Genomic DNA, 12,766 nt, shown 5'->3' on the forward strand with positions numbered 1-12,766 from the left:
AGCTGTGGAGCAGTTCAATTAGTGAGAAATTAGAAATTCGCCCGCTGGGTCAACAATCACTTTGTCACTCATGCCTTGACGACCAAGCAGCATCATATAAGTCATATCCTGACGATTGCTTAGTGTGATATCGATAGGCCATTCCTGACCACCAATTTTTAGCATGGTTTCAATCACACAACGGTGTTCAACTTCGCCGTTCGATGATTTGATTCTTTTACTCGTTTTCAGCTTCGCCTTGCAGCGCACTGTCTCTTCTAGGTGGTAAACGTCTGGGTGAAGATCGAACTCAACGAAGTTTTCACCGTCTGTTTTTACACATAGTAGATTGTCAACGTGTAGAGAAGAGGTTTGAGCCCCTGTATCAACACGCGTATGTAGTCCAGTTATCCCTAACTCTGGTAAGCAAAGTGCTTCTGTATTCCCTATGATCATTTTATTGTTCATGTTTTTTCCAATCATGAGTAAACGGCGTTTAATCAGCCTTTACCACGAGTACGGTTAGCGTTTGGTTTTGCATTTTTTTCAATGAACTCGAAAATCATGTCTGCCACATCTTTGCCTGTTGATTTCTCGATACCTTCTAGGCCTGGAGAAGAGTTCACTTCCATTACAACAGGGCCATTCTTAGATTGTAGAATATCGACACCACATAGGTTTAAACCCATGATTTTAGCTGCATTGATCGCTGTAGCGCGCTCTTCTTTAGATAGTTTAACCAGTTGAGCGGTACCGCCACGGTGCAGGTTAGAGCGGAATTCACCCTCACCAGCTTGGCGTTTCATTGCTGCAATAACCTTGTTACCCACAACAAAACAACGGATGTCTGCGCCATTAGCTTCTTCAATGAACTCTTGAACCAAGATGTTCGCTTTTAGGCCCATGAATGCTTCGATAACGCTTTCAGCTGCTTTGTTTGTTTCTGCTAGAACTACACCGATACCTTGAGTACCTTCAAGTAGCTTGATTACCAGTGGCGCGCCACCTACGTTTTTGATCAAGTCTTGAATCTTGTCTGGGCGGCTAGCGAAACCTGTTTTTGGTAAGCCAATACCTTTACGAGACAACAGTTGTAGTGAGCGCAGTTTGTCGCGAGAACGACTGATAGCTACTGACTCATTGATACAAAAAGTGCCCATCATTTCGAATTGGCGAACAACCGCAGTGCCGTAAAAGGTAATGGAAGCGCCAATACGTGGAATAACAGCATCGTATTGAGGTAGCTCTTCACCCATGTAGCGAATCTTCGGATTGTTACTCGCGATATCTATATCACAGTGCAGCGTGTCGATAACATCGACCTGGTGACCACGAGCTTCTCCAGCCGCTTTTAAGCGAGAAGTAGAGTATAGGTTTTCGTTGCGAGAAAGAATTGCGATACGCATGGCGTTTCCTTAGTTAATACCTGATTGGTAACTGCAAATAAATTAGTTGTTAGCTGAGCTTTCAGTTTTTCTTAGGCTCCTTGCTTGCTTCGGGGCGAACCTTAAGGCTTTTCGTTCGACTAAGAAAACGAATTAAATTTGTCGAGTCGACAACGGAAATTTATTGAATGCGTGAGTGATTGGTACAACTGGGTTGAGAGGGTATTAGGAATGGAAAAGCGAGTTGAGACCTAACTCATATTGGGGGTAGGAGCCTATTAGGTTGTACTCAACTCGCGTTAACTCGGTGCTTAAAAGTGTACTAATAACGCCAGTTACATAGCTCTATAAGTGTTCGTAGTGCTTCTCTTTCGAGCTGGCTGCCGGTGTTTTTAAGCTTATTAAGATAGTATTTTCTCATGATGATTACTTCTCTTGTATTAGGCTTTGGTGGGAACTCGTCGTTCCTTGCTGACCCTTTCATTATGGTTATTTAACAGGAAGTAATAAACAGATGGATTTTTACTGGGATGTTCCTGTTTTCGTCTTTTAGCGCTACTTTTTGGTTAATGTGTTTTATAATGGGCTTTATGAGGAAGGGTTGTTTCTAAAAAGGTTCATTATTTGTCTGATCTAAACATGATGCGTTACTACACAAGGCTAGATTCGTTCGAGCCTAACCTCTCACATTCAGTGACCTTAACCGAGGTTGCAGATAAGCTGTTCACCAGTTTGCGCCATGCACGAACTTTGTTAGGGAAAATGCATCAGGCTAAGTGGGTGGTGTGGGAACCAAAAGTCGGCAGGAATCAACGTTCTAATTTGACTTTACGTCTTAGCAATCAAGAATTGACTCAACATGTTGCCAGTAAACTGATAGAGCAGGGCAAATACGAAAAAGCACTCTCAATTCTAGACAACGACCGCGCTGTATTTGGCTCTCTCCTCCAAGAAACCTCTGGCGCGACGATGCGTGAAGGGCTGCTGCACGTCCAATTAACCTATAAACGTAAGTTTGAAGATCTCTTCCCGCATCATATTCACCGCAGTAGCGAACGATTTTTGATCAGGCAAGTCTTCAGTTGCCTCGTCACTTGTAATGGCAAAGGCAAGTTGAAGCCTGAAATGGCACACCATTGGGAATATGATGCTGAAAAATTGGTTTGGACTTTCTATTTACGCCCAGGTCTAACCTTTCACGATGGCCACCCCGTCGACGCCAAGCAGCTAGTTTCGTTGTTTACTGCCTTACAATTACTACCTTTCTATCAGACAGAGCTAGCCCATGTCGCTTCGGTTTACAGTGAACAACCATTGAGGATCAGCTTCCAACTCACCAAAGCTGACACGGGTTTTGCTGGTTTACTTGCTGGCGTTAAGTACTCGATTCAACCCGCGGCACAAGTCACTGGTGAACCGTCCCCATTAAACTCGGTGTCACATGCTGTTATTGGAACCGGCCCATTTAAAGTGGTTGAGACCAATAATGAACGAATCAAGCTCGCCGCATTTGAGCACTATTATGGTTGTCGCTCGTTAACTGATGAGGTGACCATCTGGCAGTTTGAGGAACAAATGACGGGCAGTGCTCGGTTTGATGACAGCCAAATGCAAGTCTCGTCTTATGAAGATTCTTCTTGTTTCCATCAGTTAGGGAAAAGCGATACGGAACTTGTTTCTGCAGACACAGACGGCCTTCGTAGCCGAGTCGAGGATGGGTGCTTATTTATCCTGTTCAATCAAAACTCTGCGGCAACTCCGCTTAATAATGAGCAGCGAAAATACCTTTCAGAACTGACCAACCCACAAGCGATTTTATCTCAGTTGGAACATAATAAGGGGTTGTTCAGTGTCTCTCTAGCTCAAAACATACTGCCAAACTGGCAGAAGTTGTATCGAACGCCTTCGAAAGAAGCACAACTGCCGAAAAAGATGAGCATTGCGGTTTACGACTATTATGCGTTGTACCGATGTGCCATCTGCGTTTCAGACATATTGAAACGATATGGTGTGGAAGTTGAGGTGAACACCTACAGCTTTCGCGAACTGGCGCAGCTCTCTCAGAGTGGCGATTTAAAAGAAGACTTGGTGTTGTGCAACCTGAATCTCGATGACAATGCCCCGTCTTCGCTGTTTTCGTGGATGATGAATGATCCTGTTTTGCATTCGGCTTTGGGAGAGATGAACAGTGATTGGCTCAAACAGCGATTAGATAGTCATAAAGCCTCTGTAGAACTGCCTAATTACTTGATTGAGCTAGAACCTATCGCATCTACTTTGATTTCTGATTATTGGCTAGTACCTATGTTCCATCACCTACAGACCGTGCGTTTCCAAGGGATTCTGAAAAACGTCGCCATCACCAACTGGGGATGGCCAGATTTCAAGAATGTATGGTCTGCTGATTAGTTTCAGCCGTGATGTTTTTGGTTTAATAAAAGCCGTAATTCTTCATGCGTGAGCTTGGAATCTGTGAAAATTGTTGTTTGAAATATTGGTATTACCTCGTTGTTTAATTGTCTATTCAAGCTTTAAGAAATCCGATATTATACTGGTCATAAAATTAAAGGTGGTATTATATGACAAATGTATTTGAGCAAGCAGCTGAAGAACTGCTGAGTCGCCGCGTCGCGGGAACCAAAGCATCAAGATTGGACGAACAGTACCGTCCGAATAGCTTGGAAGATGCCCTGAAGATCCAATCATCAATGATCGATCTTAAGAGCGATAAAGTCGGTGGTTGGAAGTGTTTGCTTCCTTTAGCTGAAGAGAAGTTCATTGTTGCGCCTATCTTCTCGGCCAGCGTTCAACAAGGCGAGGTTTGCGAACTGTTTGCTGACAACGACGTAGTACGTGTTGAGCCTGAAATTGCGTTTACGCTTGCTAAGAGCCTGCCTGCAAGTCAAGAAGGTTACAGCGAAGAGCAAATCAACGATGCGATCGGTTCTTGCCACATGGCACTTGAGCTGATGCAGTCTCGTTTTGCTGATGACAGCGGTGCTGAGTTCTATGAAAAACTGGCCGATGGTCTAGTAAACCAAGGTTTGTTCATTGGTCCAGAGATTGATCGCGAAAAAGCGTTCACTTCTGCTGAGATCAGTATTGAAGTAACTCAAGGCGAGCAAGTTCAAGCATTCGACGGTAAGCATCCGAATACACTGCCACCAAGCCCAATTTACTGGCTGATTAACACCATGACTCGTCGTGGTGTGGATTTCCAAGCGGGTGAAGCAATTATCACAGGCTCTTACTGCGGTATCGTGGAGATGGGCTTCGATAAGCCAACGACCTTCCACTACGAAGGTATTGGTGAATACCAAGTGACGTTCCAACAAAAAAACTAAGCAAGAAAAAAGCTAAGTTAGCAACAGCACTAAGCAAGCAAAAGCGAGCTTCTGTGTAAACGCTATTTGTTCTCGAAAAGCTATAGGTTCTCGAAAAGCTTTCTGTTCTCAAAAGGCTATTTACTGGTGAGTAAATAGCCTTTTCTATTATGTGATGTTCAATGGCGTGCTTATTACTTTGCATTAAATTGGGCGTTTAGACGTCTAGACGTTGACAAGCTCTAAGTGTGACATTAGTCTGCTCATCTTCCTGTTCTATTGCGTTGATGTTCCATGTCCAATTCAAAAAATTCTAATGCTGTAATTGCCCCTTCGGCAGTGGCGCTTATCCCTCTGATTGTTTTCCTAGCGCTATTTATTGGCGTAGGTACGTACTTGTCACTGCAAGGCGTCGATTTTGCTTTCTATCAGCTTCCAGCTCCGATTGCAGCTTTGCCTGCTGTGATGCTAGCGTTGTTGCTAAGCAAAGATAAATTGAACCGTGCTATCGAACAATTCTTGGGTGGAGTCGGTCACAAAGACATTATCGCAATGTGTATGATCTACCTATTAGCGGGTGCTTTTGCCGCTGTAGCTAAAGCCTCTGGTGGTGTCGACGCGACCGTAAACCTTGGCCTATCTGCGATTCCGACAAGCATGATTCTGCCGGGTATCTTCCTTATTTCTGCTTTCATCGCGACAGCAATGGGTACGTCGATGGGTACGATCGCCGCGGTAGCACCTGTTGCATTGGGCATTGCAGATTCAGCAGGTATGAGCATTCCACTGACAGCAGGTGTTGTTTTGAGTGGTGCGATGTTTGGTGACAACCTGTCTATTATCTCTGATACCACGATTGCCGCGACACGTTCGCAAGGCTGTGAGATGAGAGATAAATTTAAAGAGAACATCCGCATAGCACTTCCAGCTGCTCTTATCGCGATTGTTATCTTTGCTTTCAATAGCACGGCAACTCAGGTTCCTGAAACAGGCCCAATCGAGTGGCTGAAAGTTCTGCCTTACATCACTATCTTGATTCTTGCGGTATCGGGCATGAATGTGTTCGTTGTGCTGACAATTGGTATCTTGCTAGCGGGTGGTGTGAGCCTAGGTTCTGTTGAGAACTACGGTTTGACCGATTACGCTCAAGATATCTATGCTGGCTTTGGCAACATGCAAGAAATCTTCTTGTTGTCGATGCTAATTGGCGGTTTGAGTGAGCTCATGCGTCGTCAAGGTGGATTGGCGTTCCTGACTAACTTAGTAAGTGGTGTGATTCGTGCGTTTGGCTCTTCACACTCTAAGCGAGCGAATGGCCGTGCGAGTGAGCTAGGTATTGCTGGCTTGGTGTCTATGGTGAACCTATGTACTGCAAACAACACGGTAGCGATTATTGTGTCCGGTAGTGTGGCTCGCCAATTGGCGGAAGAGAACAATGTGTCTCCACGTCGCTCTGCAAGCTTGTTGGATATTTTCTCTTGTGTGATTCAAGGCGTGTTGCCTTACGGTGCTCAGGTATTGCTATTAGGTTCGGTATTTAACCTATCGCCTTTGGATATCGTGGCTAACTCTTACTACTGTTTTGCTCTTGCAATCGTGGCTGTGGTCGCTGTGTTTATCAAACACCCAGCACGTTAAGTGGCTAACGCTTAGTAGCAACTGAATAAACTGAGTGCTTATTGATTGTGATAAGAAGGCTCCGAAAGGGGCCTTTTTTGTGTTTGAAGGAATTGATCGGAAGCTGATCTTTTATTTAAATTTAGTCAAAACCGCCCGTGTGGGCGGTTTTGAGTCTGACTAAAGTTGGCTTTCAAGTTCACTGGCTGTTGCGACATTGCAGTAACCAAAGCTCAATGCAGCCATGAATGCGGCATGGACATGTGCTGCTGGAACCTTAACGCCATTGAACTCCATATCTAAGGTTGTGCAAGCATCATGCGCTACGTGGCATTCATAACCTAAATCGGTTGCTGCACGAGTCACAGCATCAATACACATGTGGCTCATTGCGCCAACGATGATCAGTTTCTCAATGCTTTGATCCTTTAGCACCTTGTTCAGTTCAGTATCTCTAAAGCTATTGATTTGATGCTTTACGATGACTGACTCACTTTCTAGAGGAGTCACGCTGCTGTGGATCTGAGCTCCGTCTGATTCTGGCAAGAAGAACGGAGCATCATTTGTCGGAAACTCATGACGTACATGAACCACGGGAAGTTGCTTGTCTCTGAAAGTGGATAATAACTGTGCACCTTTTTCGGCTGCTTTTTCTGTTTCAGACAGCGCCCATTTTGCACCCTCGTATGAAGGGAAGTAGTCATTTTGAAAGTCGATAAGTAGTAGGGCTGTGTTCTTCATAGTCTATACCTTTGTATTTAGTGTGTTGCGGTGTAGGGATATTATGAATACTCTGTAGTTTTTATCTCACGTCAAAAATGACAGACTCTATGGCAATAGTGACAAAATCAGTAATGGTCGAAATCATCGACTATCCAGGCTCTCTGCAAAGTGCCGTGTTTGGAGTGAAAGAGTTTCTTCAACTGGCGAATAGCCTCGAACCTTCCAATGAGCAGGTTCAGTTTCATGTTGAAATTAAGCCTTACGACGATTGGTCTAAGTCGGTCGATGGATTAATCGAGAACTCAAAAGCAGACATCATTTTGGTGCCGCCAAACCTAGATGGCAGCTACTACTTAGAACCAGATGAAGGGTTGTTGGATTATCTTGTTCAGTCTCATCAACGAGGGACGATACTGTGTTCAGCTTGCGCGGGCGTGTTTATTTTGGCGGGAACAGGGTTGTTGCAGGGACGAACCGTGACAACACATTGTCAAGCACAGCAACAATTCTCGGAGCAATATGCTGAGGTCGATGTTGATGTCGATAAAATCTTGATCGATGACGCTGACATTATCACCGCTGGTGGTTTGATGTCGTGGATGGATCTCGCTTTGTTTATCCTGACCAAATACACAACGCCGACCAATACTCGTAATTTAGGTAAATACCTCGTGCTTGATACGGGGTTGAGAGAGCAACGCTACTATCAGAGCTTTGTGCCGAGCTATGCTCACGGCAATGACAAAATTGTGTCGGTGCAGCGTTTTATTCAAAAGAACCATCACCTTTCGTTGTCTCTTGATCAATTGGCTGAAGAAGCGTTTATGACTCGAAGAACCTTTATTCGTCAATTTACCAAAGCGACCAACTACACGCCTATCAATTATATCCAACACGTACGTATTCAAAGCGCATGTGAGTTATTGGAAAGCTCTCATAAACCGGTTGAGCAGATCAGCTACCTAGTGGGCTATGAGGACGTAAACAGCTTTCGAAAAGTCTTCATGAAAATCATCGGCTTAACGCCATCAAGATTTCGTTCTAGATTTCTATCTGAGGAATGATTTACCATAGATTGATATTCAATACTTATCACTTGCACTGATTCAATGCTTCACTTACTGAGTATGTGACGTGATATTGAAATGATCTTTCCTCGAACATAAATGGAATTTTGATGCTTGCTATTCCCTTGCCATTTGTTGCTGCTCTGTTGTTATTTATCACGGCCGTTTTGCTTCGATATCGTCACCCACAAACAAGTCAAAAGCCATTTTGGTTTATCATGTTGTGCGCGTTGATGATTACTGTTGTTGGGTTACGTTGGACGGTAGATATCGCAATGTTTCGTTTCTTACAGCCAGTTCTAGGGGCAAGCGTACCTGTAACGGCATGGCTCTGTTTTGCGGGGGTTCACCGAAGTAAGCCTAATACACATTTGCACTGGTTAGGTCCAGTCGCTGTTCTGGTTGGCTCATTTTTGTATGAGCATCTTTGGGGCGGGGCGATAGATATATTACTGATCTCGCTATATCTCGGCTATGGCTGCTTGTTGTTGAAATCATCGTTTAACTTTCCAGAGCACGTCAGGCTGAGTGATGTATCGAATGTTTTGCTTGCTGGACGTGTTGCTGGTTTTGCTTTGTTGTTTTCAGCTCTCGTGGACGGTATTATCTCGTATGATATTTTGCTGCTTAACGCACAACACACTGACTTGATCCTATCTATTAGCTACTTAGTTCTTATTCCCGCGATTATTGGGGCTGTGATTGTTGTCAGCACCAGTACATCTCCGATGCAGAAGCAAAATCAACAACAGAGCGAACTTCCAACACTAAATAGCTTACCTGACGAAGCTGATGCACTGATATCAACGGTAAGCTTAGATGGAGACGAAGACAAAGACGTCACGCAGATAGTCGCTAAGTTTGATGCGTTGATGAGAGAGCATCAGGTGTTTAAAGATCCGGATTTGTCCTTAAATCGATTGGCGAGAAAGCTAGGCATCCCAGCTCGGAAAGTATCCTCAGCAGTTAATCAAACTCATAATGAGAATATTTCGAAGGTGATCAACGCTTATCGAGTTGAGTACGCCAAGACTCTATTGAAGCAAAGTGATGAGACGATAACCGATATTTTCCTTAATTCAGGTTTTCAAACCAAGTCCAATTTCAATCGAGAGTTTTCAAGGATTACTGGGCAAACTCCGAGTGAGTATCGGAGCTCGCCATAAGTGTTAGATTGAGTTTGTTTACTTTTCAGTTTATCGATTTAGAAAGTCAACAATGTCATTCAATATCAATTGATGTAGTTCACTACGTGAAGCTCCTAAGCCGTCTTTACAAATAATGCCATCGCCCGGGGCTTCCTCTTCAAGCATTGCTTTTGCTCCTGATTTACATGGCTGAATGAAACTGAAATGAGTGGCGTTTTCGTAGACTTTGTATTGTCTCAAACTAAGAGGTATATGCTCCGCCATGTAGCCAGACTCTAATGCCTGAGGTAAGTCGCCAATATCAATCCCAGCAGCCAGTATTAAAGTGGGTACATTGATCTCATTGAGGCTTTGCACCGAAAAACTACGAGCAAGCCCCAAATCAAGGCTAACCACGCGCTGTATTCGAGGGTCTGAAAGGTCTTTATTGTTTGGTTCAGCCGTTTGGACTTGTGGTAGCCCTAATTCATCAGACAACCCACAAGTACGCGGGTTAGGGTATATAAGACATTCGGCCTCAAAGGTGTCCCTATCGATGTTCGCTCCTGCCAATTGCATCACTGTCCAGCCTCCTAATGAATGTCCGATTGCAGTGATATTGTTGGCGTTAACAGATTGCTTCCATAGAACTTCGCTTAATAGGTAATCGAGAGTTCGTGTGATATCTCGCGGTCTTTCCCACCACTTGGCTGCTTGCTCTGGAGATTGGTCAAAAGATGTGGTTCCCGGGTGATTGACAGAGGCGACTATGTATCCGAGATGTGCGAGTTCTGTCGCCAACCAATTCTGGTTTCGCCAGTTACCACGATAACCATGCGATATGAGGACAACGGGAAACTTGCCTGATTGGATCTTGGCATTTTTGATGACTCTCGTGCCTATAAAGGCTGGGTTATCGCCAATCAAGGACGTGTTTGATTCATCTTGTGTGGGATACCAAATGGCAGTGTTGAGCGGGCGATTAAGGTCGTCTCTTAAGGTTATCTGGGTGAATCCGACATCGGAAGCGATGGCAGAAGTACAAAAGAAAAGTAGGGATGCGAACCGTAAATATGTCCATTTCATGAGGTTGACTCCAGTTGAGGTAATTGGAGTCAATATGCGCTAAAGCCAGTGAGGGCGAGACCTCAAACACGATCGAGGACGCCCTAGATCGTGCTTGAGTACAAACTTTGCTATTTTGGAAAAGCCTAATTTAGTTTCTTAGTCACATACTCTTTGTTTCTGACCATCAGCCACATCAAGCCGCCTAGGATTCCCACCGATAATTGGATAAAGCCTAGGTTTTCAATCAGTGAATCTGGGCGGATTGAAACCAAGACCATACCAAGTGAGCCACAAATCATGCTGAAGAACTGAATCAATGCAACGGCAGAGCCTGTGTCTTGATCTTGCTGGTTCAACATTAAGTTGGTGCCTGGTACTCGCATGATGATAACCATCAGCGTCGCTGGTGCTGCGATAAACATAAAGAACCAAGGTGACAAACCACCGACTGTCAGCGTAAAGATTCCGGCAATTGCTAACAGAGCAAAACACGCTGAAATCACTTTTTGAACCGACACTCGGTAGGACAATTTCATATAAAGCGTTGGCCCAAACGAGGCACATAATGCGTTAAATGCGAAAGCGTAACTGAATTGCTGCTCGGTCAATCCGAAGTCATTGATGTAGATATAAGAACCTGCGGCAAGAAAGCCCATTAGCGCCATTGGTGTAATAGAGAAAATAACCAGCAGCTTTATGAATGAACGATTCTTCATGACCACGGCCAACCTTCCCCATGACCGGAAAATAGAGCCTTGGTATTTGCTTTCAAGTGTCTCTCGGTAGCAAAGCGCTAATACTGATGCGAACGCACCAAAAACGGCTAGGGTAACGAACATCATTCGCCAAGATGCAATTTTCAGTAGAAACGCACCAAATACCGGTGCAACCATTGGTGCGATGATCACTAGTGACATGATAGTCGCCATGATCTTTTCGCGTTCTCGGCCATCATAAAGGTCTTTCACAATGGCGGTTGCGATAACGGTGATAGCACTGCCCGCAAAGGCTTGGAATATACGAGCCCCAATCAACTGCTCGATGCTATTGGTCATGGCACATAATACGCTCGCCACCATATAGCTTGCGATGCCAATGAGTAGAATCGGCTTACGCCCGAACTTTTCGCTAAGCGGTCCCCAGAACAATAGGCCAACAGCATAAGTCACGAAGTAGCTGCTCAGGGTTAGGTTGACCATCGATTGGTCGGTATTGAACACTTCAACCATTTGTGGAAGGGCTGGCAAATACAAGTCGATGGTCAATGGAGGAAACGCACTGATGATGACTAGGAAAAATAGCATACCGGTCTTACCCAGTACTGGTTGTGGTTTCTTCAAGGTATTTCCCCGCTATCCAATAAAGGGTTTTTAATGGATGTGATGTTGGTTTTCAGAAGGTTTAAGACACGTCAGACATGAAGGATGGATTCGCTCAAGAACTTGGCAGAAAATCTCTAATGGTTTGTCTAAGTACTTATTGTATTACAAAATATTATCACCCTAATAGTGAACAAGTTCAACTTGTTAGTTGAAATAGCGTCAAATCAAACACTCTCGGCTTTTATAGCTTTTCGTAACAAGTTTTCAACCCATTTTGTGATGGGATCAGTGGTGTATTGGTTGGAATAGAACAAACCTATATCACCGGTTGGTGTATCTAAGTTTTTATCTAAAGGGATTGCGACAAACCGCTCGTCAAACTGCTTGGCAGCTAAAGAAGAGCAGAAAAACACCATGTCTGATTCGAGGATTGTTTTGAGGATTATGCTGATATGGCGACATCGTAGGTGTACATTCATTTCTAGGCCATTTTGTTTGAACACACGTTCCGCTTTGGGCGCATCATCATTCCAATCCTTCATAATATGAAAGGCGAAAGATTGAGACTTTAGGTCATCAAAAGTTATGTATTTAAGTTGACTTAGAGGGTGGTCGATACGGCAAACAAGAACAAAGTCGTCTTTTCCGACCTTACGTTGAATGAAGCTTTTTGGTAATTCGATAGGGAAGTAGTTAACACCCATGCGAATTTCTTTTTTGTCTAATGCGTGGGGTGTAGAAGTTTCCCAATCTTCGATTGTTAATTCAATATCAGGTGCTTGTTGGGAAAGCAGTTGGATAAATGGGGGAACAAGCCATTCAGCAATGGAGGCATTCATCGCAACTGTGATCTTTTCTTTACAGTTTGCAGGAACAAATTCTTGTGGTGCAAATAATGATCTCGCTTGAGACAGAAGGTGAGGGACTTCAATCGCCAATTCTTCGCCTCTAACGGTCAGTTCTAACTTTTGACCGCTGCGTACTAATATTTCATCACCCATCAATTCCCGTAATTTGAGCAATGAACGACTGATAGCGGATTGACTCGTATTGAGTTCTTTAGCCGCTAAGGTTGTACTTTTTACTTTTAATAAAGTTTGCAGTGTAAACAACAAGTTCAAGTCAATTTTTGCCATAAATGAATTCCGAAAGAGA

Annotated in this window: 11 protein-coding genes; 5 read left to right on the plus strand and 6 right to left on the minus strand. The window is 44.1% G+C overall.

Features of this window, described 5'->3' with window-relative positions:
- Positions 1 to 18 precede the first annotated feature (18 nt).
- Positions 19 to 447 carry an ATP-dependent zinc protease family protein gene (locus OCV44_RS18570; protein WP_004733090.1) on the minus strand — a complete coding sequence of 143 codons (429 nt, stop codon included), beginning with the start codon at positions 445 to 447 and terminating at the stop codon, positions 19 to 21.
- A gap of 32 nt (positions 448 to 479) precedes the next feature.
- Positions 480 to 1,385, minus strand: coding sequence for a 30S ribosomal protein S6--L-glutamate ligase (gene rimK, locus OCV44_RS18575; RefSeq protein WP_139685311.1), 906 nt, complete (start codon positions 1,383 to 1,385; stop codon positions 480 to 482).
- Positions 1,386 to 1,988: 603 nt separating this feature from the next.
- Between rimK and OCV44_RS18580 the strand changes: the two genes are divergently transcribed.
- The 3 genes from OCV44_RS18580 (at position 1,989) to OCV44_RS18590 (ending at position 6,325) form a co-directional block, all read left to right on the plus strand.
- The gene (locus OCV44_RS18580; RefSeq protein WP_139685312.1) at positions 1,989 to 3,773 is read left to right on the plus strand and encodes an SgrR family transcriptional regulator; all 1,785 of its coding nucleotides are present in this window, start codon (positions 1,989 to 1,991) and stop codon (positions 3,771 to 3,773) included.
- Between the two features lie 170 nt (positions 3,774 to 3,943).
- Positions 3,944 to 4,708, plus strand: coding sequence for a hydratase (locus tag OCV44_RS18585; RefSeq protein ID WP_139685313.1), 765 nt, complete (start codon positions 3,944 to 3,946; stop codon positions 4,706 to 4,708).
- 273 nt (positions 4,709 to 4,981) lie between these two features.
- Positions 4,982 to 6,325 (plus strand): Na+/H+ antiporter NhaC family protein, encoded by a 1,344-nt coding sequence (locus tag OCV44_RS18590; protein ID WP_139685314.1) that lies wholly within the window; start codon positions 4,982 to 4,984, stop codon positions 6,323 to 6,325.
- A 159-nt stretch (positions 6,326 to 6,484) separates the two neighbouring features.
- Here the strand turns inward: OCV44_RS18590 and OCV44_RS18595 are convergent, their stop codons facing one another.
- The gene (locus OCV44_RS18595) at positions 6,485 to 7,045 is read right to left on the minus strand and encodes a cysteine hydrolase family protein (RefSeq protein ID WP_139685315.1); all 561 of its coding nucleotides are present in this window, start codon (positions 7,043 to 7,045) and stop codon (positions 6,485 to 6,487) included.
- Positions 7,046 to 7,134: 89 nt separating this feature from the next.
- Here OCV44_RS18595 and OCV44_RS18600 point away from each other — a divergent pair, with 89 nt between their 5' ends.
- Together OCV44_RS18600 and OCV44_RS18605 are read left to right on the plus strand one after the other, a co-directional pair.
- On the plus strand, positions 7,135 to 8,091 hold the full coding sequence (locus OCV44_RS18600) for a GlxA family transcriptional regulator (RefSeq protein WP_139685316.1): 957 nt from the start codon (positions 7,135 to 7,137) through the stop codon (positions 8,089 to 8,091).
- Positions 8,092 to 8,201: 110 nt separating this feature from the next.
- Positions 8,202 to 9,260 carry a helix-turn-helix domain-containing protein gene (locus tag OCV44_RS18605; protein WP_139685317.1) on the plus strand — a complete coding sequence of 353 codons (1,059 nt, stop codon included), beginning with the start codon at positions 8,202 to 8,204 and terminating at the stop codon, positions 9,258 to 9,260.
- A 30-nt stretch (positions 9,261 to 9,290) separates the two neighbouring features.
- On the opposite strand, the gene OCV44_RS18610 is transcribed toward OCV44_RS18605, so the two are convergent.
- The 3 genes from OCV44_RS18610 to OCV44_RS18620 form a co-directional block, all read right to left on the minus strand.
- A complete protein-coding gene (locus OCV44_RS18610) occupies positions 9,291 to 10,307 on the minus strand; it encodes an alpha/beta hydrolase family protein (RefSeq protein WP_139685318.1) in 1,017 nt (338 codons plus the stop codon).
- 125 nt (positions 10,308 to 10,432) lie between these two features.
- Complete coding sequence (locus tag OCV44_RS18615) at positions 10,433 to 11,629, minus strand: multidrug effflux MFS transporter (RefSeq protein ID WP_446033456.1); 1,197 nt, start codon at positions 11,627 to 11,629, stop codon at positions 10,433 to 10,435.
- Positions 11,630 to 11,835: 206 nt separating this feature from the next.
- Positions 11,836 to 12,747: a LysR family transcriptional regulator gene (locus OCV44_RS18620; protein WP_170213733.1), complete on the minus strand. Its 912-nt coding sequence runs from the start codon at positions 12,745 to 12,747 to the stop codon at positions 11,836 to 11,838.
- Positions 12,748 to 12,766 lie beyond the last annotated feature (19 nt).

The organism is Vibrio tasmaniensis, assembly GCF_024347635.1.
Classification (GTDB): domain Bacteria; phylum Pseudomonadota; class Gammaproteobacteria; order Enterobacterales; family Vibrionaceae; genus Vibrio; species Vibrio tasmaniensis.